This is a genomic window from Arthrobacter ulcerisalmonis (assembly GCF_900609065.1).
Lineage (GTDB): Bacteria > Actinomycetota > Actinomycetes > Actinomycetales > Micrococcaceae > Arthrobacter > Arthrobacter ulcerisalmonis.
The window spans coordinates 110,056-131,452 of record NZ_UXAU01000020.1; the positions used below are offsets into that span (position 1 = coordinate 110,056).

Annotated in this window: 18 protein-coding genes; 12 read left to right on the forward strand and 6 right to left on the reverse strand. The window is 65.7% G+C overall.

The window, feature by feature from the left end; all coding sequences use genetic code 11:
- Positions 1-79 precede the first annotated feature (79 nt).
- The 3 genes from PSET11_RS07145 to menD all read left to right on the forward strand — a co-directional run bounded on the left by PSET11_RS07145 (position 80) and on the right by menD (position 5,200).
- Positions 80-1,150 carry an o-succinylbenzoate synthase gene (locus PSET11_RS07145; RefSeq protein ID WP_124091412.1) on the forward strand — a complete coding sequence of 357 codons (1,071 nt, stop codon included), beginning with the start codon at positions 80-82 and terminating at the stop codon, positions 1,148-1,150.
- Between the two features lie 85 nt (positions 1,151-1,235).
- Positions 1,236-3,305: a PhoX family protein gene (locus tag PSET11_RS07150; protein WP_124091413.1), complete on the forward strand. Its 2,070-nt coding sequence runs from the start codon at positions 1,236-1,238 to the stop codon at positions 3,303-3,305.
- A gap of 212 nt (positions 3,306-3,517) precedes the next feature.
- Positions 3,518-5,200 (forward strand): 2-succinyl-5-enolpyruvyl-6-hydroxy-3-cyclohexene-1-carboxylic-acid synthase, encoded by a 1,683-nt coding sequence (gene menD / locus PSET11_RS07155; protein WP_124091479.1) that lies wholly within the window; start codon positions 3,518-3,520, stop codon positions 5,198-5,200.
- Between the two features lie 67 nt (positions 5,201-5,267).
- Here menD and PSET11_RS07160 read toward each other — a convergent pair whose 3' ends face one another.
- From PSET11_RS07160 to PSET11_RS07175, 4 genes are all read right to left on the reverse strand, one after another.
- Positions 5,268-6,044, reverse strand: a complete 777-nt coding sequence (locus tag PSET11_RS07160; protein ID WP_124091414.1) for an amino acid ABC transporter ATP-binding protein — start codon at positions 6,042-6,044, stop codon at positions 5,268-5,270.
- Entirely contained in the window at positions 6,041-7,009 is a 969-nt protein-coding gene (locus PSET11_RS07165; protein WP_124091415.1) for an amino acid ABC transporter permease, read from the reverse strand. Before PSET11_RS07165 ends, PSET11_RS07160 begins: the two co-directional genes overlap by 4 nt.
- Positions 7,006-7,956 carry an ABC transporter substrate-binding protein gene (locus tag PSET11_RS07170; RefSeq protein WP_124091416.1) on the reverse strand — a complete coding sequence of 317 codons (951 nt, stop codon included), beginning with the start codon at positions 7,954-7,956 and terminating at the stop codon, positions 7,006-7,008. The genes PSET11_RS07165 and PSET11_RS07170 overlap by 4 nt, the downstream gene beginning before the upstream one ends.
- Before the next feature lie 184 nt (positions 7,957-8,140).
- Positions 8,141-9,538 carry an isochorismate synthase gene (locus tag PSET11_RS07175; protein WP_124091417.1) on the reverse strand — a complete coding sequence of 466 codons (1,398 nt, stop codon included), beginning with the start codon at positions 9,536-9,538 and terminating at the stop codon, positions 8,141-8,143.
- A gap of 106 nt (positions 9,539-9,644) precedes the next feature.
- Between PSET11_RS07175 and PSET11_RS07180 the strand changes: the two genes are divergently transcribed.
- From PSET11_RS07180 to PSET11_RS07195, 4 genes are all read left to right on the forward strand, one after another.
- Positions 9,645-10,421 carry a demethylmenaquinone methyltransferase gene (locus PSET11_RS07180; protein ID WP_238989069.1) on the forward strand — a complete coding sequence of 259 codons (777 nt, stop codon included), beginning with the start codon at positions 9,645-9,647 and terminating at the stop codon, positions 10,419-10,421.
- Between the two features lie 3 nt (positions 10,422-10,424).
- Positions 10,425-11,768 carry a geranylgeranyl reductase family protein gene (locus PSET11_RS07185; protein ID WP_124091418.1) on the forward strand — a complete coding sequence of 448 codons (1,344 nt, stop codon included), beginning with the start codon at positions 10,425-10,427 and terminating at the stop codon, positions 11,766-11,768.
- Positions 11,765-12,865 carry a polyprenyl synthetase family protein gene (locus PSET11_RS07190; protein ID WP_124091419.1) on the forward strand — a complete coding sequence of 367 codons (1,101 nt, stop codon included), beginning with the start codon at positions 11,765-11,767 and terminating at the stop codon, positions 12,863-12,865. The genes PSET11_RS07185 and PSET11_RS07190 overlap by 4 nt, the downstream gene beginning before the upstream one ends.
- A 453-nt stretch (positions 12,866-13,318) precedes the next feature.
- Positions 13,319-14,140, forward strand: coding sequence for a type IV toxin-antitoxin system AbiEi family antitoxin domain-containing protein (locus PSET11_RS07195; protein ID WP_124091420.1), 822 nt, complete (start codon positions 13,319-13,321; stop codon positions 14,138-14,140).
- A gap of 117 nt (positions 14,141-14,257) precedes the next feature.
- On the opposite strand, the gene PSET11_RS07200 is transcribed toward PSET11_RS07195, so the two are convergent.
- A complete protein-coding gene (locus PSET11_RS07200; protein WP_124091421.1) occupies positions 14,258-14,683 on the reverse strand; it encodes a hypothetical protein in 426 nt (141 codons plus the stop codon).
- Between the two features lie 13 nt (positions 14,684-14,696).
- Entirely contained in the window at positions 14,697-15,365 is a 669-nt protein-coding gene (locus tag PSET11_RS07205) for a trimeric intracellular cation channel family protein (protein ID WP_124091422.1), read from the reverse strand.
- A 60-nt stretch (positions 15,366-15,425) separates the two neighbouring features.
- On the opposite strand from PSET11_RS07205, the gene PSET11_RS07210 reads away from it, so the two are divergent.
- From PSET11_RS07210 to PSET11_RS07230, 5 genes are read left to right on the forward strand one after another with little or no spacing between them, the layout of a single operon-like run.
- Positions 15,426-16,325, forward strand: coding sequence for a sirohydrochlorin chelatase (locus PSET11_RS07210; protein WP_124091423.1), 900 nt, complete (start codon positions 15,426-15,428; stop codon positions 16,323-16,325).
- A gap of 53 nt (positions 16,326-16,378) precedes the next feature.
- Positions 16,379-18,124, forward strand: coding sequence for a nitrite/sulfite reductase (locus PSET11_RS07215; protein ID WP_124091424.1), 1,746 nt, complete (start codon positions 16,379-16,381; stop codon positions 18,122-18,124).
- Complete coding sequence (locus PSET11_RS07220; protein WP_203415925.1) at positions 18,121-18,873, forward strand: phosphoadenylyl-sulfate reductase; 753 nt, start codon at positions 18,121-18,123, stop codon at positions 18,871-18,873. The genes PSET11_RS07215 and PSET11_RS07220 overlap by 4 nt, the downstream gene beginning before the upstream one ends.
- Complete coding sequence (cysD, locus tag PSET11_RS07225; protein WP_377947165.1) at positions 18,870-19,925, forward strand: sulfate adenylyltransferase subunit CysD; 1,056 nt, start codon at positions 18,870-18,872, stop codon at positions 19,923-19,925. The genes PSET11_RS07220 and cysD overlap by 4 nt, the downstream gene beginning before the upstream one ends.
- Positions 19,926-21,341 carry a sulfate adenylyltransferase subunit 1 gene (locus tag PSET11_RS07230; RefSeq protein ID WP_124091425.1) on the forward strand — a complete coding sequence of 472 codons (1,416 nt, stop codon included), beginning with the start codon at positions 19,926-19,928 and terminating at the stop codon, positions 21,339-21,341.
- The last annotated feature ends 56 nt before the right edge of the window (positions 21,342-21,397 follow it).

The following is a 21,397-nucleotide window of genomic DNA, read 5'->3' on the forward strand; positions in this document are numbered from 1 at the left end:
CACAGAAAACTGGGAGTGGGCTCGTTGGCTGACCGCTGGGGGACCGGCGCCCGCGGACCGCCGCAGGTACAGTGAAGCCATGCCTGCCGCCGAGCCCCTGACGCCAACCGGCCTGCCGGACCAGACCCAGCACCTTCCTTCCTTCGAGGAGATTCTGGGCAGCGTCCATGTGGTCAGCCTGCCCATGCGGGTCCGTTTTCGCGGAATCATGGAACGCGAAACGTTGCTGCTGCGCGGCCCAGCCGGGTGGGGCGAGTTTTGCCCCTTCCCCGAATACGGCGACGCCGAGTCGTCCCGTTGGTTGGACGCCGCGATCGAGGCGGCCTGGGTGGGCTTCCCAGCTACCGTTCGGCAGCGGATCCCCATCAACGCGACAGTTCCAGCCATCCCGGCGGACAGGGTTGCCGACCTTCTGGCCCGGTTTGGCCGAGTCGACGCCGTCAAGGTCAAGGTGGCGGAGCAGGGGCAGGAGCTGGCCGACGACGTCGCCCGCGTTTCGGCTGTCCGCGCGGCCTTGCCGCACGCCGCCATCCGCGTTGACGCGAACGCAGGCTGGGACGTTGCCGCCGCCGTGACCGCCCTGACCCGACTCGCTGACGTGGGGCTGGAGTATGCAGAGCAACCGGTCCCCAGCATCGACGGTTTGGCCCAAGTCCGAGCCCTGCTGCAGGCAGCGGGCACGCCCGTGTTGATTGCAGCGGACGAAAGTGTCCGCAAGGAAGATGACCCGCTTAAGGTGGCGCGTGCTGGCGCGGCGGACCTGATCGTCGTCAAGGTGGCCCCCCTGGGCGGCGTACGGCGCGCCCTGGACATCGTGTCGCAGGCTGGACTTCCCGCCGTCGTGAGTTCCGCCCTGGACACGTCCGTGGGGATCCGCGCCGGGCTGGCGCTCGCCGCCGCGCTCCCGAACCTGCCGTATGCCTGCGGGTTGGGCACGGTGTCGCTCTTCGAATCGGACATCACGGCAGACCCCCTGGTGGCCGACGACGGCGGCATCAGCCTCCGCGATGCCGTCCCGGACGCCGGGCTGCTGGAGCGGTTCGCGGCGTCGGCGGAACGCAGAGATTGGTGGGTTGAGCGGTTGCGTCGGGTGCATGCGGTGGTGGCGGCCGGCGGTTCTGCCAGACGCCTGAACGCCACCCGCAATTAACCTGGGCGCCACGTAGGCGACTGCTGGGGGACGGGCGCGGCTGGCACGGTGGACGGGTTCCCACCTCCCCCCGGAAGGCTCCCCGATGTCTGAAACAACTGATCGCACGTTCCCGCTGCTTCCCATGCTCGGCCACACCAAAGGCAAGCGCAGTGCCGTGACCTGCGCCCTGAAGTGCGACAACGCCTGCGCCAACGACGTGTGCAACACCAGCTCCAACGCCTACTTCCGCGACATCGCCTCCGCGACCCTGTCCCGCCGCTCCGCCCTCGGATTGGGCGCCGCCGGTGCAGTCGCCGTCGTCCTCGGTTCCGCCGTGACGTCCGCAGAACCGGCCTCCGCCGCCGGACTGTCTGCCGCAGCCAAAGACGGCTACGGGAAGTCCAAGCTCAAGTTCAACGCCATTGCCTCGATCGATGCCAGCGTGGATGCTGTGACGGTCCCGAAGGGCTTCACCTGGCAGCCGGTGATCCGCTGGGGCGACCCAATTTTCAAGAACTCGCCTCGTTTCGATGCGAACAACCAGACTGCGGCGGCCCAGGAGGGGCAGTTCGGTTACAACAACGACTACACCGACATCCTGGAAATTCCCGGCAGCAAGGGCAGGCGCGCGGTGTTGTTCGCCAACCACGAATACACCAACGAGAACATCATGTTCCCGGCCACCATGCCGGCGGGCGACGTGCGGGCCGTGGGGGCAGCCGCGCACGGCCTCTCCGTCGTGGAACTCGAGCGCAAGAACAGCAACAAGCCGTGGAGCTACGTCCAGGGCGCACGGCTCAACCGCCGCTACCTGAACAACACCAAATATGAGCTGACCGGTCCGGTAGCGGGCTCGCCGCTGGTCCGGACCGTCCAGGATCCGGCCGGGCGCACCATCCTGGGGACCCTGGGCAACTGCTCGGGCGGGACCACGCCCTGGGGCACCATCCTCTCCGGTGAGGAAAACTTCAACGGCTACTTTGTGGCACCCGGAACCTCAGCCGGCGATGCGCGCTACGGGCTCAGCGCCAAGCCGACCGCCCGGCAGTGGGAGCTCGACGACCCGCGCTGGGACACCCGCAACGCAGGCTACGAAAACGAGGCCAACCGGTTCGGCTGGATCGTTGAGGTTGACCCGTTCGACCCCACCTCGACCCCGAAAAAGCACTCATCCTTGGGCCGGTTCAAGCACGAAAGCGCCAACGTCATCGTGGCCAAGTCCGGTCATGTGGTGGCCTACTCGGGCGACGACGAGCGCTTCGACTACCTTTACAAGTTCGTCTCTGCCCAGAAGTACCGGGAGGGCGATCGCAAGCACAACATGACGCTCCTGTCCGCAGGCAACCTTTACGTCGCGAAGTTCACGGGCAACTCACCGGCCGCCGAGATCACCGGTACGGGTGCGGTCCCGGCTGACGGATCGTTCGACGGCGTCGGCGAATGGCTGCCGCTGGTGGTGGATGGCAAGTCCGCCGTTCCCGGCATGAGCGTCGAAGAAGTCCTGGTCTACACCCGCCTGGCCGCCGACAAAGTGGGCCCCACCAAGATGGACCGCTGCGAAGACGTGGAACCGAGCCTCCGCACCGGCAAGGTCTACGTGGCCTGCACCAACAACTCGGACCGCGGCACCGGCACCAAGGAAGCCGCCACCGAGGTCAACCCGCGCAACCAAAACCGCGACGGCCACATCGTGGAGATCACCGAAACCGGCGACCAGACGTCCACGAAGTTCCAGTGGAACCTGCTGATGGTCTGCGGGGACCCAGCCCAGGGCGACGTCACCTACTTCTCCGGCTTCCCCGTGGACAAGGTGTCGCCGATTTCCTGCCCCGACAACCTGGCCTTCGACTCCGTGGGCAACCTGTGGATCTCAACGGATGGGGCGCCGTCGGGCATTGGCCGCGCGGACGGCCTGTTCAAGGTCACCCTGGACGGTAAGGAACGCGGCAGGGTGGAACAATTCCTCGCCGTCCCCCGCGAAGCCGAAACCTGCGGACCCATCGTGCACGACGACGAGGGCAGCGTTTTCGTCGCCGTGCAGCACCCGGGGGAGAACGGTTCGTTCGCGGCCCAGACGTCGTACTTCCCGGATTACGTGCGTGAAGGCGCCAAGCCGAAGCAGGGGCAGGCCCGGATTCCCCGTCCCGCCGTCATCCAGGTTTTCCGCGGCTAGCTGTACTGCTGGCCGACGCTCCCGGAGATCTGGTGGGCTCTCGCCCGCAGGATCTCCGGGAGGGATGGGCTCTTGCCTGCGGGTTCTCCGGGAGGGATGGGCTCTTGCCTGCGGGTTCTCCGGGAGGGTTGGCCGGGTGGGACACTGGAGTAGTGACTTCGCGCAACGAACCAGCCCCCCAACCTACGCCCGAATTGCCGCAGCTCAGTGCCATGGAAGCGGCGCGACGTGCCGTCGAAACGCTGCTCGACGGCGGTGTGCAGCACGTGGTGGTCAGCCCGGGTTCGCGGTCCGCACCGCTGGCATATGCGCTGGCGGAGGCGTCGACCGCGGGTCGGGTTGAGCTGATGGTCCGCATTGACGAGCGGGCCGCCGGGTTCACGGCGTTGGGCTTAGCCCTGGCAACGGGCTCCCCGACGGCGGTGCTCACCACGTCTGGGACCGCCGTCGGGAATCTCATCCCGGCCGTCATGGAGGCAAACCACGCCGCCGTGCCGTTGCTGGTGCTGTCCGCTGACCGGCCGGACGAATTGCGCGGAACGGGAGCCAACCAGACCACGGTGCAGACCGACCTCTTTGGCGACCATGTCCGGTTCGCCGCAGATATCGCTGCTGGTAGCGATCCCGAGCGGGCAATCCGGACTGGCCTGTCCGCCGCCACGGGAGCCCTCGCCACCATCCCGCCCGGGCCTGTCCAACTGAATCTCGCCTTCCGGGACCCGCTGGTACCCGGCACCGGCGACACCCTTCCCGAGCAGGCGGCCAGGCAAAGGTTCCGGATCGCCACGGAACCCCTGGTCATGAACCTGCCGGCCGCCTCGACGGGGCTTCCGGTCCGGCGGACGGTGGTGCTGGCCGGACACGACGCCGGTCCGGTCGCCGAGGCCTTCGCCCGGGCGCACGGCCTGCCGCTGCTGGCCGAGCCGTCGTCCAACGCGCGTTTCGGTCCCAACGCCGTGGGCCCGTACCGGCTGCTCCTGGAGCACTTCGGCGATCGCGCCGCCCAGCCGATCGAGCGGGTGATCCTCTTTGGCCGGGCGACCCTGACCCGTCCGGTGGCCTCACTCCTTGCGCGCGCCGAGATTCCGTCGGCCCTCTATGCGCCCGTTCCCGTGGCCTGGTTTGAACCGGGCCGGCGGACGGAGCTGGTACTGGAAAGCCTTGCAGACCTGGCGGATTTCGCCGGTCGAGGAGCGCCGGAGTGGCTCGATGCGTGGCTGCTTGCCGGGTCGGCAGCTCAACATGCCCTTGACGGCATACTTGCGGACACGGCGGCGGCCACCGGCCCATCCGTGGCGGCGCTGGTCTGGAAGCATGCCCGGGGACAACTCCTTCTGGGGTCCTCCAACGGCATCCGGGACGTGGACCTGGCTGGCGTGCCCGCGACGCAACCTGCAGCGACCGTCTTTGCGAACCGGGGACTTGCTGGCATCGACGGCACGATCTCTACCGCCACGGGAATCGCGATCGGCGCCGACCAGCCCACCACGGCGCTGATGGGCGATATCACTTTCCTGCACGACGCCGGTGGGCTCTTCCTGGGCCATGGCGAGGACCAGCCAAACCTGCGGATCGTGGTCCTCAACGATGCCGGCGGTGCCATTTTCGACCTCCTGGAGCACGGCCAAGTCTCGGCAGCGGGGACGTACGCGGGCGCCGTCGAACGGCTGTTCGGAACCCCGCACGCTGTCAACCTCGCGGCACTCGCGGCGGCGTACGGCGTCGAGCATTCCCTGGTCACCACGACGGCGGGGCTGGCGCAGGCTTTGGCGCGTCCCGTTTCGGGGCGGAGCATCATCGAGGTCCAAGCGGACCGCAGTGCCCTGCGCGCCCTCCATGCCAACATCTCCCAGGCCGTAGCCGTGGCGGCTGAAGGCGTACTGCCAGCGCGCTGAAATGGCTAAACGCAAAAAAGCGGGACTGCTATGACCGGCAGTCCCGCTTTTTCTTGTGACGAGGTTGTTAGAGCACCCGGCCCAGGAATTCCTTGGTGCGGGCGTGTTGGGGGTTGGCGATGATGGCGCGGGGGTCCCCCGATTCCACCACAACTCCGGCGTCCATGAAGGTCAACGTGTCGCCCACTTCGCGGGCGAAGCCGATCTCGTGGGTCACCACAATCATGGTCATGCCGGACTCGGCCAGGTCCTTCATCACGGTCAGCACTTCACCCACCAGTTCGGGGTCAAGCGCAGACGTTGGTTCGTCAAAGAGCATCAGTTCAGGCTCCATGGCCAATGCGCGGGCAATAGCTACTCGCTGCTGCTGGCCGCCGGAGAGCTGGGACGGGTAGTGCCCCGAGCGATCAGCCAAGCCCACCCGCTCCAACAGCTCAAGCGCTTGTTTCCGGGCAGCGGCCTTGTTGACGCCCTTGACTTGAACGGGTGCCTCCATGACGTTTTGCAGGGCGGTCTTGTGCGGGAAGAGGTTGAATCGCTGGAACACCATGCCGATTTCCCGGCGCTGGGCAGCGATCTCCTTGACCTTGCGGTCGTGCAGCCGACCGTTGACCTCACGGTAGCCGATCAGTTCGTCGCCCACGGTGATGCGGCCTGCACTGATGGTCTCCAGCAAGTTGACGCAGCGGAGCATGGTGGATTTACCGGAGCCGGAGGGGCCAATGACCACTGAGACTTCGCCGCGGCCAACGGTCAGGTCGATTCCGCGCAGCACATGGTGGTGGCCGAAGAACTTATGGAGACCCTCGATCCGGACAAGGGGCTCACGGTCAGCAACTGTCATTTTGTGGCTTCCTTGGGGAGGTCGTCGCCGGGACCAACAGCGGCGCGGTGGCCGGCCTTGGTTTTGTCCGGTTTGATAGCGGCCGGCGCCAGGTTGTCGACGCCACGGCCGTAGTAGGCCTCAATGTAGTGCTGGCCCACCATGAGGAGGCTGGTGATGACCAGGTACCAGATGGCGGCCACGATCAGCAGCGGAACAGGCAGGTAAATCCTGTTGGCCAGGGCGTTCGTGGCGAATGTCAGGTCCAAGGTGAAGGGAACTGCCAGGACCAGGGACGTGGTCTTGAGCATGCCGATCGTTTCGTTCCCTGTGGGGGGAACGATGATGCGCATGGCCTGGGGCAGGATGATCCGCCACATGATCTTGGTGTCACTCATTCCCAGGGCCTGTGCCGCTTCTGTCTGGCCTTTATCCACGGACTTCAGGCCAGCCCGGAAAATTTCGGCCAGGTAGGCAGATTCGTTCAGGCCAAGGCCCAGGATGGCCGCCACCAAGACCGTCACCACGGTGCTGGTATCGATACTGAACAGCTCTGGACCGAAAGGAACGCCAGCACTGATCTTCGGGTAGAGGACCGAAATCAGGCCCCAGAAGGCCAACTGGGTGTAGACGGGGGTGCCACGGAAAAACCACACCCACAGCCATGCCGTGTAGCGCAGCACGGGGTTTCCGGACTGGCGCATCACGGCAAGCACAATGGCCAGCACAATGGCGATCAGCATCGACGCGACCGTCAGGATCAGCGTCCAGCCCACCCCCTGCACCACTTTGACGTCCAGGATGTACGTCCCCACCACGTCCCAGCGGAAGTTGGGGTTGGTGAACATGCTCTGGATAAGCAGGAACAGGACACCAATAATGACGACGGCGCTGATCCAGCGGCCAGGGTGACGAACCGGTACTGCGTTGTTCAGCTCAGGCGCCGGGTTTCCTGCCGGAGGAGTCCCCGTGGCGGGCTGGCTCAAGATTGGGCCGCCGGGTTAACTTCAGACGTGGTGATGGCACCAGCCTCGTTGCCCCAGCCGGTCAGGATCTTTTTGTACGAACCGTCGTCCATCATCTTGGTCAGCGTCTTCTGGATCAGGGTGGCGAGTTCGGTGTCAGCCTTCGCCACGGCGATGCCCTGCGGCGCTCCGTCGTAGACATCGCCGAGCTTCTCGATCTGGCCGTTGGTCTGGGTCAGGGCGTAGCCAATGATGGGGGAGTCGGCGGCCATGGCGTCGATGCTGCCGTTGACCAGGCGGGTGGTAACGTCCGTCTGGTTTTTCAGCGTGACAATGTCGATTGCCTTCTTGCCGTCTGCAACACACTTGGCGGACCGCTCGGCCAAGTCCGGATCTTCCTGGACGGTGCCGGTCTGGACGCCCACGGACTTGCCGCAGACGTCGTCGAGGGAGAAGCTCTTCGGGTTACCCTTCTGGACAGCCCACTGGGTGCCTGCGTTGAAGTAGCTGACCATGTTGACGGCTTCAAGGCGCTCGGGGTTGATGGTGAAGGAAGAAATGCCAAGGTCGTACTTGGGGCCGAGCGCAGGCAGGATGCCGGTGAACTCAGCGGTCTGCACCTCCACCTTCAAGCCCAGCGTGGCGCCGATGGCCTTGGCAATGTCCACGTCGTAGCCAACGGGCGTCTGGCCGTCAGTGCCCAGGAACTCGGCAGGCGCGTAGGAGGTGTCTGAACCGACCGTCAGGGTGCCCTTGGCTTTGATCGACGCGGGGACCATCGCTGCAAGCGAGTCGTCCTTCTGGACGGTGGTGGGGTCAAAACTCGCGCTGGCACTGCCGGACGGGCCGGGGTTGGTGCTGCCCTGCTCGGAAGCGTTGGTGCAGGCCGTGAGGGTGAGGGCGCCGACGGCCAGGAGTGCTGCTGCCTTGGCGGTTACTTTGGCCGCGGCCAGGGACTTGAGCTGCATGTTTCTTACCTTTTGTTGCAGGAGTGTGCGGTACTAAATCGGTTCATAGTGTAGCGCCCATCTTGAGATGTACGTCACAGGAAACATCGATTCACTATTGGATAACTAAATCACAACCGATTTCAAGACCTCCTGAGAGCCGGTGTCTGTAATCCCGTATCTCCCCCATAAGGGGGTGCGGACGTCAGCGGTTAATCCCCAACGCCTCCAGCATCGGCCGGAACTTAGCCCAAGTCTCCGCAAGCTCCATCTCCGGCACGGAACCCTCCACGATGCCGCACCCGGCATACAAACGCACGGTGTCAGCGGATTCGATAACGGCCCCGCGCAGCGCAATGCCCCATTCGCCATTGCCTGCAGCGTCCAGCCAGCCCACCGGCCCGGCATATGGCCCACGGTCCATATGTTCGAGCTTGCGGATCAGGGCACCTGCAAGCTGGGTAGGTGTACCGCAGACGGCAGCAGTTGGGTGCAACGCGTTGATCAGCGCCAGGCACGTGGGCACATGGCCCTCCACTTCGGCGAGCTCAGCCTTCACATCGGACGCCAGGTGCCAGACGTTGGGAAGTTCCAGGATGAACGGCTCGTCATGGGCATTCATGGCCTCGGAGAACGGGGCCAGCTGGGTGGTCAGCGATTGGATAGCGATCTGATGCTCGTGCCGTTGCTTCTCGGACCCCGCCAAGACGCGCTCGGCAAAATCCATGGGCGAGCCGGGCATGCCCTCGGCGTCGCGTCGGTCAAGCGTCCCCGCCAGGACCCGTGCCTGCGCGGTTCGCCCCTCCACCTGGATGAGCATTTCCGGAGTAGAGCCCACCAGCCCGTCGACGCCGTATGTCCAGCATTCCCGGTAGCCACTTGCCAGCTGGCGCAGCACCTCTGCCGCGCTGACGCCATCGGGCAGTGTGGCCACCACATCGCGGGCCAGCACCAATTTTTCCAACGCGCCAGTCCGGATTTCGGCCACGCCAGCCGTCACGGCAGCCATCCAGTCGGGCTCGCTGAGGGACCCAGATTCCAGTTTCGGCTGCACCACAGGTTCGCTGCCGGACTCGTTGACGCGGACGACGCCGGCACCAGGCGCCGCGGCCACCGCACCAGCGGGAAGCTCAGCGCCGCCGCCCAGATCGGGCGCGACGGCACCCACCTGGCCCTCACTGAGCCAGCGCTGCAGGGCGGCGAGTGCGCCGGCCTCGGTGAGCGGGCCGTCGTCGAACGTTAATTGGGTGAGCCAGGCGCGGCCATCACGCACGCCCACCACGATCTCCGGCACGATCAACCGGGACCTGTGCGCGGAGGTTTTGGAGAAGGCGAAGGAGCCGAAAGCCATCGGCCCGGTGCCGGGGAGCTGGACGGCGTCGGCGACTTCAGCCTCAAGGACCACGTGCCGCCACCAGATGTCCGCCTCCAGGAAACGGTCGGGGCCGCTGGCGGTGAAGCGGGTGATTTCGCCGAAGCCCACCAGGCCAGCTTCGCGCCGGGTCCAGCAGAGGATGTCGTCCCGGACCAGAAATGACGGCAGCCCCGCTGTGAGGGTTTTTCCATCCAGGGGGACTGTCAGGGTGCGGAGCGTGCTCGTCATGATGAGACAACACTACTCCCGCGTGCCATGCCGCCTGACGGGACCCGCGAGCGGGCAGGAATTCGCGTTGGTCCGCAGCTGGCCGAAGATTTGAGACAATAGGAACGTGAACCGAGCATCCTTGGATAAGCGTCCGGACGAAGTAGCCACAATGTTTGACGATGTCGCACCTAAGTACGACGTCGTCAACGATGTCCTCTCCATGGGGCAGACCCGCCGTTGGCGGAAGATCGTGGTCGATGCGATGGAAGTCTCCAAGGGCCACCGCGTCCTGGATCTGGCCGCCGGAACCGGCACCTCCAGCGAGCCATATGCCGATGCCGGCATAGACGTCATTGCCTGCGATTTTTCCTTGGGCATGCTCAAAGTAGGCAAGCGCCGCCGCCCAGACATTAACTTTGTGGCAGGCGACGCCACCAACCTGCCCTTCGCAGACAACACCTTTGACGCCAGCACCATCTCCTTCGGGCTGCGCAACGTCAACGAGCCCCGCAAGGCATTGGCGGAGATGCTGCGCGTCACCAAGCCCGGCGGCCGCCTGGTCATCGCCGAATTCTCACAGCCTGTGGTGCCGCTCTGGCGCACCATGTATACGGAATACCTGATGCGCGCCTTGCCGGCCATTGCCGTGAAGGTCGCCTCCAACCCGGACGCCTACGTCTATCTGGCAGAATCCATCCGCGCCTGGCCGGACCAGGACCACCTCGCAGCTTGGCTGCAGGAATCAGGCTGGGAAAGCGTCACCTACCGGAACCTGACCGGTGGCATCGTCGCCGTCCATCGCGCCTCCAAGCCCGTTGATACCGCACCGGACTCCGCTGCCGCCGCCATCGCCGCGCACAAAGGCCCCGTGGCCAAGCTTCGCCGCAACATCGTTCGCTAAATCATGAACGTACTGATTGTCGGAGCCGGCCCCGCTGGATCCACTGCCGCCTACTACCTGGCTAAGGCCGGTATCGAGGTGACTGTCCTCGAAAAGACCAGTTTCCCGCGGGAGAAAGTCTGCGGGGACGGGCTGACGCCCCGTGCGGTCCGGGAGATCCAGCGTCTTGGCCTGCCGCACCCAGAATCGGATGGTTGGCGGCGCAACAAGGGACTGCGCCTCATCGCTGGCGGCAGGACCATCGAGCTCCCGTGGCCAGAGGTTTCCGATTTTCCGCAGTACGGATTGATCCGGACCCGGCTCGGTTTTGACGAGGAACTGGCCCGGCACGCACAGGGCGCCGGGGCGGAAATCCTGGAGCGGCACAGCGTCACCGAGGCCCTCCGCGACGAAACCGGCCGCGTGACCGGTGTCCGCGCAGCGCTCCTGGATGGGTCAGGACGCAAGACGGGCGAAACGCGCGACTTCCGGGCCGACGTCGTGCTTGCCGCGGACGGCAATTCCACCCGCACCGCCGTGTCCTTGGGGATGCACAAGCGCGACGACCGGCCGCTCGGCGTGGCCGTGCGCACCTACTTCACCAGCCCGCGCACCGACGATGACTGGATGGAGGGCTGGCTGGAACTTCCCGGCCGCGACGGCAACCTGCTGCCCGGCTACGGCTGGATTTTCGGCGTCGGCGATGGCACCTCGAACGTTGGCCTGGGCATCCTGAACTCGTCCAAGGAATTCGGCAAACTGGACTACAAGCAGGTCCTGCGCGAATGGACCGCCGGCATGCCCGCCGAATGGGGCTTCACGCCGGAAAACCAGGTGGGCGAGATTCGCGGCGCGGCGCTGCCCATGGGCTTCAACCGCACCCCGCACTATTCGCCCGGGCTGCTTTTGCTGGGTGACGCCGGCGGTATGGTGTCGCCCTTCAACGGCGAGGGCATCTCCTACGCCATGGAATCGGCCCGGTTCGCCGCGGAATTCATCATCGACGCGTCCTCGCGGTCGGCCTCCCTGGGCTCGGGGCTTGCCGGGACGTACGACGCCGATGCGCACCTTTCGCGGTACGCCGACCACGTGCGCGGGCAATGGGGGTCCCACTTCACGTTGGGGCGCGCCTTCGCCGCCCTGATCGGGAAACCGGCCATCATGAAGCTCGCGTTGCGGACCGGCATGCCCATCCCGATGCTGATGAAATTCGTGGTGCGGCTGCTCGCCAACCTGACGGATCCGGCAGCGAAGGGCTTCGAGGACCGGGTCATCCGGGTCTTGGAATCCCTGGTGCCCGCCACATCCAATACCCCCTCTGCTTCGAACCAGCGGTATTCGCAACAAAAAGTTAGGGTTAACCCGTGACCAACCCCGCAGACCACAGCTGGACGCATGCCGGACATGGCAGTTCCAACGTTGAGCCGTCCCTGAACACCAGCGCCATTGCCACCGGGCTGCAGCTCCCCGCTGGCTTTGCTGCGATCGCCGAAGACGCCGATCTGGGTCCAGCCATCACCAACAACCTGGCCAAGGTGGAGAAGAAGCTTCGCGAGGCCATCGCCAACTCGGACCCGCTGGCCGATGCTACCTCCCGTCACCTGGTTGAGGCCGGGGGCAAGCGCATCCGGCCGCTGCTGACGCTCCTGTGCGCGCACTTGGGCGACGCCTCACTGCCTGCCGTGGTGCAGTCTGCAGTGGTGGTCGAACTGACCCACCTGGCCACCCTGTATCACGACGACGTCATGGACTCAGCGCCCTTCCGCCGCGGCGCGCCCACAGCCCACGAGGTGTGGGGCAACTCCGTGGCGGTGTTGACCGGTGACCTCATCTTTGCCCGGGCGTCCATCCTGGTCTCCGAGCTGGGCTCCCGTGCGCTCGGCATCCAGGCCCGCACCTTCGAGCGGCTGTGCTTGGGCCAGCTGCATGAAACCGTTGGTCCGCGCCCCGATGAGGATCCAGTGGAGCATTACCTCTCGGTCATCGCGGACAAGACCGGTTCGCTGGTGGCGGCCTCAGGCCAGTTTGGTGCGATCTTCTCCGGCGCCGATGAGGCCTACGAGGAAGTCCTCGTGGAGTACGGCGAAAAGGTGGGAGTAGCCTTCCAGCTTGCGGACGATGTCATCGACGTGACCGGTGTGAAGGTGAAGTCCGGTAAGGCACCCGGTACAGACCTCCGCGAAGGAGTCCCAACACTGCCTGTCCTGTTCCTGCGCCGCGATGCAGCGGCAGGCGACCAGTCCGCCGTCGACCTTTTGAAGCTCATTGACGGCGACCTGACCTCTGACGAGGCCTTGGCCGCTGCTGTTGCCGGGCTGCGCGAGCACGCGGTGACCGCTGAGTCTTGGGTGGTGGCCCGAGGGTGGGCGGCCGAAGCCATCGCCGCGTTGGCGCCGTTGCCCGAGGGCGTGGTCAAGTCCTCGCTGGAAAACTTTGCCTTGGCCGTGGTGGACCGCGCCAGCTGATCATTTTTCGCGTAGTGGGCCCGGTTGCCGAGTGGCACCGGGCCTTTTGCGTTCCCGGGCTTCATTAAATGCGACGATTTCTTAAATGCGACAGCCCCGGTTCGGTGCAACACTACGAGCTGGTGGTGCGTGAACCGGGGCTGTCTCTCCGTTCGCATCAGATCCGCCGGAGGCGTTTAGCGGATCCGTGAATAGTCTATGACAACTTTGTCACAGCGCGCAAGATGCTTGTTACGGGGCGTGTCATCAAGGTCTGGCGCTGAGATTCCTCTGCTTTGAATCCGGCACCTGCCAACTCGCCGGCCAAAACTGGGGGACACGCCGTCGGGCCGGCCAAACCTGAGGAGTTTCAGCGCCGGGACCTGCCTAAAGCTGAGGAGTTCCAGTGCCGGGTTGTGCACATAGGGAGGTGCGGACCTGTCAGTTGCGGGTTGAAGCGCGTCTGCTGGAGGGGTGACGTTGAATCAGTTCTTAGGCCGGAGCGGCTCCGTCGCCCGCACCGCCACTGTTCGTCGGGCAGGATTCTCAGACCGGGACATCCGCAACGGCGTGTTGGCTGGCCGGATTGTGCGGCTGCGCCACGGGGTACTGGCACTGCAAGGAGCAGCTCCGGACCTGGTGGCAGCAGTTCTGGGCAACGGGCTGCTGACCTGCGCCTCAGCCGCAGCCTACCGGCGCCTGTGGGTCCTGTTTCCACCGACCAGACTTCATCTGTTGTGCCGGCATGCAGGTCCCGCGAATGCCGTCGTCCACAGGGAGTCGTGGGTTCAGGCCAGAGAGCCCATCCCTGTGGCCAGCACCGCGGATGTCCTCTTGCACGCGCTTCGATGCCTGCCCGCCGTCGAGGCCGCAGTGATGGTGGAGTGCGCAGTGAATCAGGGCGTGACCACGCTGGAGTACCTCCGGGCCAAGCTGCCGGGCAATCGCAACGGGGCTGCCCGGAGGGTCTTGGACCTGGTGGACGGCACCGCGGACTCACCCATTGAAGTGGTGGGCCGGTTGATGTTCAGGGCCAACGGCATCTTCACGGAAACCCAGGTGGACCTGCCGGGAATCGGCATTGTGGACTTCCTGCTGGAGGGTTTCCTGATCGTGGAGTTGGATGGCGCCACGCATCTGGAGCCGCGCCAGGTCCTGAAGGACCGGTCGCGGAACAACGCCAGCATTCTCAGTGGATACGCTGTGCTGCGCTACGGGTACGCGGACGTGGTGCACCACCCGGATCGGCTGCTCCGGGAGGTCCAGCAGGTGCTGCGAGGGAGGGTGATCCGCTGAGTCTCCCCACCTTTGGATCCCGCACCTGCCGACCGGCCGGACAAAACTGGGCGACACGCCGTCGGCAGCCCAAACTTGGGGAATTCCAGCGGAGCGGCGAGTGAGGAAAGAGAAGGGCTAGTCCTCGTCGTCCTGGAAAGCCCACTCGAACATGTCAAAGACGAACTCGGAGAAGGTGCCTTCTTCCGACTTCCACTGTGCCCGGGCATTGTTACGTCGGTAGACAATGGGGTCCGGGACGCCAAGATCGGCGGTGCGGAAGCCCCAGGTGAACTGTTCCTCTTCATCCTCGAGGAACATCAGGAAGCCCTCGTCATCCACCTCAAGCTCTTCCGGGTCCCAGAAGTAGTGGTAGGCCTCCATGAGGTCCTCGCAGCCGCCCAGCGCCAGGTAGAACTCGCGCAGGACCAAGGGGATCTCGAACTGGTGTTCAGCCAAGGCGGCATCCAGGTCCTCCGCGGGCAGGCCGTCAGCATCCTGCCATTCGTCCTCGAGATACTTTGGAACGAGCGCGCGGAACTTCTCGAGGAACATGTCAGTCATGCTCTAATCCTAGCTAATCGCCGCCCTGCCGTTTGCCGCCGCCGGCTGTCCTCCGCACCCATCCGTTGACTGCCAACGGTGCCGTCCAGGACCATCTCCACGCGGCCAGCCGGAAACCAAATACCAGGGCTGCCGTGATGCAGGCGGTCGCCCCGTTGAACGTTCCCGTCAGCCACAGAACTGTGGTCAGGGATGCTCCGGTGAACGCAGGCAGTGCGTAGAGGTCCCTGTTGTTGAAGAGCTGCGGCACCACATTGGCGGTGATGTCGCGGAGCAGCCCGCCGCCTACAGCCGTGGTGACGCCCAGCAGGATTGCCGAGAACGGGTTCATCCCCAGCGACAAGGCCTTCACTGTGCCAGTGATGCAGAACAATGCCAACCCGCCGGCATCGAACAAGACCAACAGCGAGGTGAAGCGCTGGACGCTGGAAAACAAGAAGTAGACCAGGACGGTTGCCAGCACCGGCGGCAACAAGTAGGCAGGGTTGGTGAACGCCGCCGGCACGGTGTTCAGGATGATGTCCCGGATCACGCCACCGCCCAGGGCCACCAGCGATGCCAGCAAAAGCGACCCCACAATGTCGAATTCCTTCCGCGCCGCCAGCAAGGACCCCGACACGGCGAAAAAGAAGACGCCGGCCAGGTCAAGCCAGACCGAAGCAACGTCGAAGGAGAATGTCATGCGGCATCCCGGGAATTCAAAGGAGGTGGACAGGGCGGCTCCAACGTTACGCTAGCCCCCATGAACACTCCGATCCTGATTGCCTGTGCCCATGGAACCTCCAGCGACGTCGGTGCCGCCGAGGTCAACGGCCTGCGCGCGGCGATGCTTGCCCTGCGCCCGGAGCTCGATATTCGCGAGGCGTACGTGGATGTGCAGCAGCCGGACTTGGTGGATGTGGTGGCCGGACTGCCCGACGGCGACCCCGCCGTGGTGGTCCCGCTCCTGCTCAGCGTGGGGTACCACACCAAAGTGGACATTGCGCGGGCTGTGGGCTCCCGGCCCCACAGCCTGGCGTCCGCGCCGCTGGGGCCAGATCCGAGGCTGGCCCAGGTCCTCGACGCGAGGCTGCGGGAGGCCGGCATCACCGAGCACGACGCCGTGGTGCTGGCCGCCGCCGGATCGTCCAACCCGGCTGCTGCAGTCAGCGTCCAAGAGATCGCGCGGCAGCTCAGGAAGCTGCTGCCCAACAAGGTGGTGGTGGCGTACGGGGCGGCGGAAAAACCCACCGTCCCGGAGGCTGTTGCAGCCCTCAGGACAGCACACCCGGGCAGCGCAGGAGGAGAGGGCTCCGGGCGGGTTATCATCGCTTCCTACCTCCTGGCCCACGGCTACTTCCACGACCAGCTGGCCAAGGCCGGTGCGGACGTGGTGGCCGAACCGTTGCTGCCCTCCGAGCTCGTGGCCCAGGTGGCGCTGGACCGCTACACCACAGCGATTGCGGGCCATCCGGTGGACGCGGCAGAACCTGCTGGGTCACCATCCCCTGCAGGACACGCGGCGGCGGCGAACACCACGCAACCGGTTTCGGAACCGGTGACGGGCAACCCCGAGGCACCCACCAGTCCAAGCCCGGCAGCAGCAGCTACCGGTTTGAAAGCGCGGCTGAAGCGGCTCGTGACGAAATATTTCCCTAGGTGACCTCGCGTTTCTCTGCCTTGTGACGCGAAAGTGGCGGCCCCTAAAGTCGAGCCATGACTGAAACAGCTCTAGCCGGAGCGTCTGCCGAGTCGGCCGGCTCATCGCGGCCGACCCGTCCCTCCCGCCCCGCCGCAAAGCCGCACGGACAGTGGAAAGTGGACGGCACCGCGCCGCTGAACCCCAACGAAACCTGGAAACAGGAAGATGACGGCCTCAACGTCCGTGAACGGATCGAGACCATCTACGCCCGGGACGGGTTCGACTCCATCCCCAGCCAGGACCTGCACGGCCGGTTCCGCTGGTGGGGTCTCTACACCCAGCGCAAGCCAGGGATCGACGGCGGTAAGACCGCAACGTTGGAACCGCACGAACTCGAAGACAAGTACTTCATGCTCCGGGTCAGGATCGACGGCGGCGCCCTCACTACCGAGCAACTGCGCGTCATCGGCCAGATCTCCGTCGACTTTGGCCGCGACTCCGCAGACCTCACCGACCGCCAGAACATCCAATTGCACTGGATCCGGGTGGAAGACATCCCCGAAATCTGGACCCGGCTCGAGGGTGTGGGCCTGTCCACCACCGAGGCTTGCGGCGACGTTCCGCGTGTCATCCTGGGCTCACCCGTGGCAGGCATCGCCAAGGACGAACTGATCGACCCCACCCCGCTCATCGCGGAGCTGGGCGAGCGGTTCATCGGCAACCCACTGCTGTCCAACCTGCCCCGCAAATACAAGACGGCTATCACCGGGCACCCCAGCCAGGACGTGGTCCACGAGATCAACGACTTCGCGCTGGTGGGCGTCAAGCACCCGGAACTAGGCATCGGCTATGACCTGTGGGCCGGTGGCGCGCTATCCACCAACCCGATGTTGGGCAAGCGACTCGGAGCCTTCGTTACCCCCGAACAAGCAGCGGACGTGTGGCTCGGCGTCACCAGTATCTTCCGTGACTACGGCTACCGGCGGATGCGGACCAAGGCCCGCCTCAAATTCCTGATGGCAGATTGGGGGCCGGCGAAGTTCCGCCAGATCCTCGAAGACGAATACCTGGGGTACCAGCTGGCAGACGGTCCTGCTGCGCCGAAACCCACCACGCCCGGTGACCACGTTGGCGTGCACGAGCAGAAGGACGGCAAGTTCTTCATCGGCGCCACCCCATTGGCAGGGCGGCTCTCCGGCGCGGCCCTGGTCCGGTTGGCTGACACCCTCGAAGCCCGTGGCTCGTTCCGACTGCGCACCACCCCGCACCAGAAGCTCGTGGTCCTGGACGTGGCGAAGGAGCAGGTGGAACCCCTGGTGGCGGAACTTGACGCCCTGGGCCTGTCCGCCCGACCCTCGGTCTTCCGCCGCGGCACGATCGCCTGCACCGGGATTGAGTATTGCAAGCTGGCCATTGTCGAAACCAAGCTGACGGCGGCTACCGCGGTTGCCGAACTGGAGCGCCGCCTCGCTGATCTTGCGCAATCCGGCGAGCTCCCGCAGGCCCTGTCCCTGCACATCAACGGCTGCCCCAACTCCTGCGCCAGGATCCAGACCGCCGACATTGGCCTCAAGGGCATGATGCTGCCAACGCCCGACGGCGATCCCACCCCGGGTTTCCAGGTCCACCTGGGTGGCGGGCTGGCGTCGAACAGCCGCGAAGAAGCCGGCCTGGGCCGCACCGTTCGGGGGCTCAAGGTTTACGTGGACGACCTGCCGGAGTACGTGGAGCGGGTGGTCCGCACCTTCGTGGCGCAACGCACCGAAGACCAGACCTTCGCGGAGTGGGCCCACGCCGCTGAAGAGGGGGCACTCCAGTGAGCACCCAGCCACGCACCAGCCTCGCACGCCCGGCCGAGGAACCCGGCACCCTGAGGTCCCATGACGAGTTGAAGGCCCTCGCCGAATCGGGCGCCGCCGAACTGGGCTGGGATGCCCCCGCTCGCGACGTCATCGCCTGGGTTGAACGGAACTTCAGCCTGTCCGCGGTGGCCGTGGCCTGCTCCATGGCCGACGCCGTCCTGCCGGCGTTGGTCGCGGACCAGCTTCCCGGCGTCGACGTCTTGTTCCTCGAAACGGGGTACCACTTTCCCGAAACCCACGCCACGCGAGCCGAGGTGGCAGCAAACCTCCGCGTGACCGTGGTGGACGTTCTGCCGGAGCACACCGTCGCCGAGCAGGACCAGCTGCTGGGCAAGGACCTCTTCGCCCGCGACCCCGCGCAATGCTGTGCCCTCCGCAAGGTGGCGCCGCTGCGCCGGACCCTGGCTGGCTACGAACTGTGGTTCACCGGCGTTCGCCGCGACGAATCTCCCACCCGCACCAACACGCCGTTGGTGACCTGGGACGAAGCCAACGGTTTGGTCAAGGTCAACCCGGTGGCCGCCTGGACTTTCGACCAACTGGTCCAGTACTCCGACGACAACCTCCTCCCGGTCAACCCGTTGCTGGCGCAGGGCTACCCATCGATCGGCTGCCAACCCTGCACCCGTAAGGTAGCGCCGGGCGATGACCCCCGCGCCGGCCGCTGGGCGGGAACCGACAAGACAGAATGCGGACTACACACATGAGCAATGTTGAGACTTTCGCGGCCGTCGACCCCGATGCCGCCCCCGCCCCTGCGCCGCACGGCATCCGTCCTTCGGACGATGCGCGCGGCTCCGACAGGCCCGATGCCACTCCCTGGGCGGCCTCGGGGCCGACGACTGAGGCTCGCGTGAGCTCCCCGGGTCGCCTTTCGTCGTTGGACACCCTTGAGTCCGAGGCGATTCACATCATCCGCGAGGTGGTGGCCGAGTTCGAGAAGCCAGCGCTGCTGTTCTCCGGCGGCAAGGATTCCGTGGTGATGCTGCACCTGGCCACCAAGGCGTTCTGGCCTGGCAAGGTGCCGTTCCCCGTGCTGCACGTGGACACGGGGCACAACTTTCCCGAGGTCTTGGCGTTCCGGGACCGGACGGTGGAGCGGCTGGGGCTTAAGCTCGTCGTCGGCAGTGTCCAGGAATTCATCGATTCCGGCGAGCTGACCGAGCGCGCCGACGGCACCCGCAACCCGTTGCAGACCGTCCCGCTGCTGGACGCCATCCAGCGCAACAAGTTCGACGCCGTTTTTGGTGGCGGCCGCCGGGACGAGGACAAGGCCCGGGCCAAGGAACGCATCCTGAGCCTCCGCGACGAGTTTGGCCAGTGGGACCCGCGCAACCAGCGCCCCGAACTGTGGAACCTCTACAACGGCCGCCACACCGTGGGCCAGCATGTCCGCGCGTTCCCCATCAGCAACTGGACCGAGCTGGACATCTGGCGCTACATCGAGCGCGAAAACATCGAACTGCCCGGACTCTACTACGCCCACGAACGCGAGGTGTACGCCCGCGACGGCATGTGGCGGGCGGTGGGCGAGGTGTCCCTGCCCCGCCCAGACGAAACAGTCATCACCAAGACGGTCCGTTACCGCACCGTGGGCGACATGTCCTGCACCGGCGCCGTGGAGTCCAACGCCTACACCGTGGCGGACGTGGTGGTTGAAGTTGCCGCCTCCACGCTCACCGAACGGGGCGCCACCCGCGCCGACGACAGGATTTCCGAGGCCGCCATGGAAGACCGCAAGAAAGACGGGTATTTCTAAATGAGCACCGACACACTGGCAGCTGATCTCGAAACAGCCCTGCCCACCACACTTTTCCGGTTCGCCACCGCGGGATCGGTCGACGACGGCAAGTCCACCTTGGTGGGCAGGCTACTGCACGATTCCAAGGCCATCCTCGCGGATCAGTTGGACGCTGTGGCCCGGACGTCCGCGGATCGCGGCTTCGGCGGCGCCGGTGCCACGGGCACGCAGGCGATCGACTTGGCGCTGTTGACCGACGGACTGCGGGCCGAGCGCGAGCAAGGCATCACCATTGATGTCGCGTACCGCTACTTCGCCACCGACCAGCGCAGCTTCATCCTGGCCGACTGCCCCGGGCATGTGCAGTACACCAAGAACACGGTGACGGGCGCGTCCACGGCGGATGCCGTCGTCGTGCTCATTGATGCCCGCAAGGGCGTCCTTGAGCAGACCCGCCGGCACCTGTCCGTGTTGGGGCTGCTGCGGGTGGCGCACGTGATTGTGGCCGTGAACAAGATCGACCTGGTGGACTTCAGTGAGAAGGTGTTCCGCGAGATCGAGGCTGACGTGCAGCAGGTGGGCCGCGAACTGGGGCTCGGCGCCGACGGTATTTCTGACCTGCTGGTCATCCCGGTTTCCGCGCTCAACGGCGACAACGTGGTGGACCGCTCCGACAGGACCCCGTGGTACTCAGGTCCGGCGCTGCTGGAAGTCCTCGAGACCCTGCCCGCGGCCGACGAGCTCGAAAGTCATCTGGAGAGTTTCCGTTTCCCCGTCCAGTTGGTGATCCGGCCGCAGGGTGCGTTGGCTCCCGACGCCGTGGCTGCCGGGCTGGATGTCGAGGCGCACCGCGATTACCGGGCCTATGCGGGCCAGATCACTGAGGGATCGGTCCAGCTGGGCGACCAGGTGTCGGTCCTTACCCCTGGCCAGGCGCCGCGCACCACCACCGTGATCGGGATTGATTTCGCTGGTGAGGCGTTGGCCGAGGCTGCTGCACCGCAGTCCGTGTCGCTGCGGCTGGCGGACGAATTCGACGTGGCCCGCGGGGACACCATCGCCGCAGCCGGCACCATCGGTGAGGCCTCCGCGGACCTCTATGCCTCGCTGTGCTGGCTCTCGCCCAAACCGTTGCGCGAAGGGGCAAAGGTGCTGGTCAAGCACGGCACCCGCACAGTGCAGGCGCTGGTCCGGAATGTCACGGGCAAGCTGGACCTGGCCACGTTCCAGGTGGCAGACGCGTCGTCACTGGAGCTGAACGACATTGGCCACGCGCAGCTGCGCCTGGCGGCTGCCCTGCCGTTGGAGACGTACCAGCGGCACCGCCGGACCGGGGCGTTCCTGGTGATCGACCCGCAGGACGGCAATACGCTCGCCGCCGGCCTGGTCCGCGATCACCCAGGCGATCACGAGGACGAGGGCTACTCGATCTGAGCGGCGTCATCCGGCTGCCGGGGGCGGCGTCATCTGGGGTGATTGTTGCCGTGAAT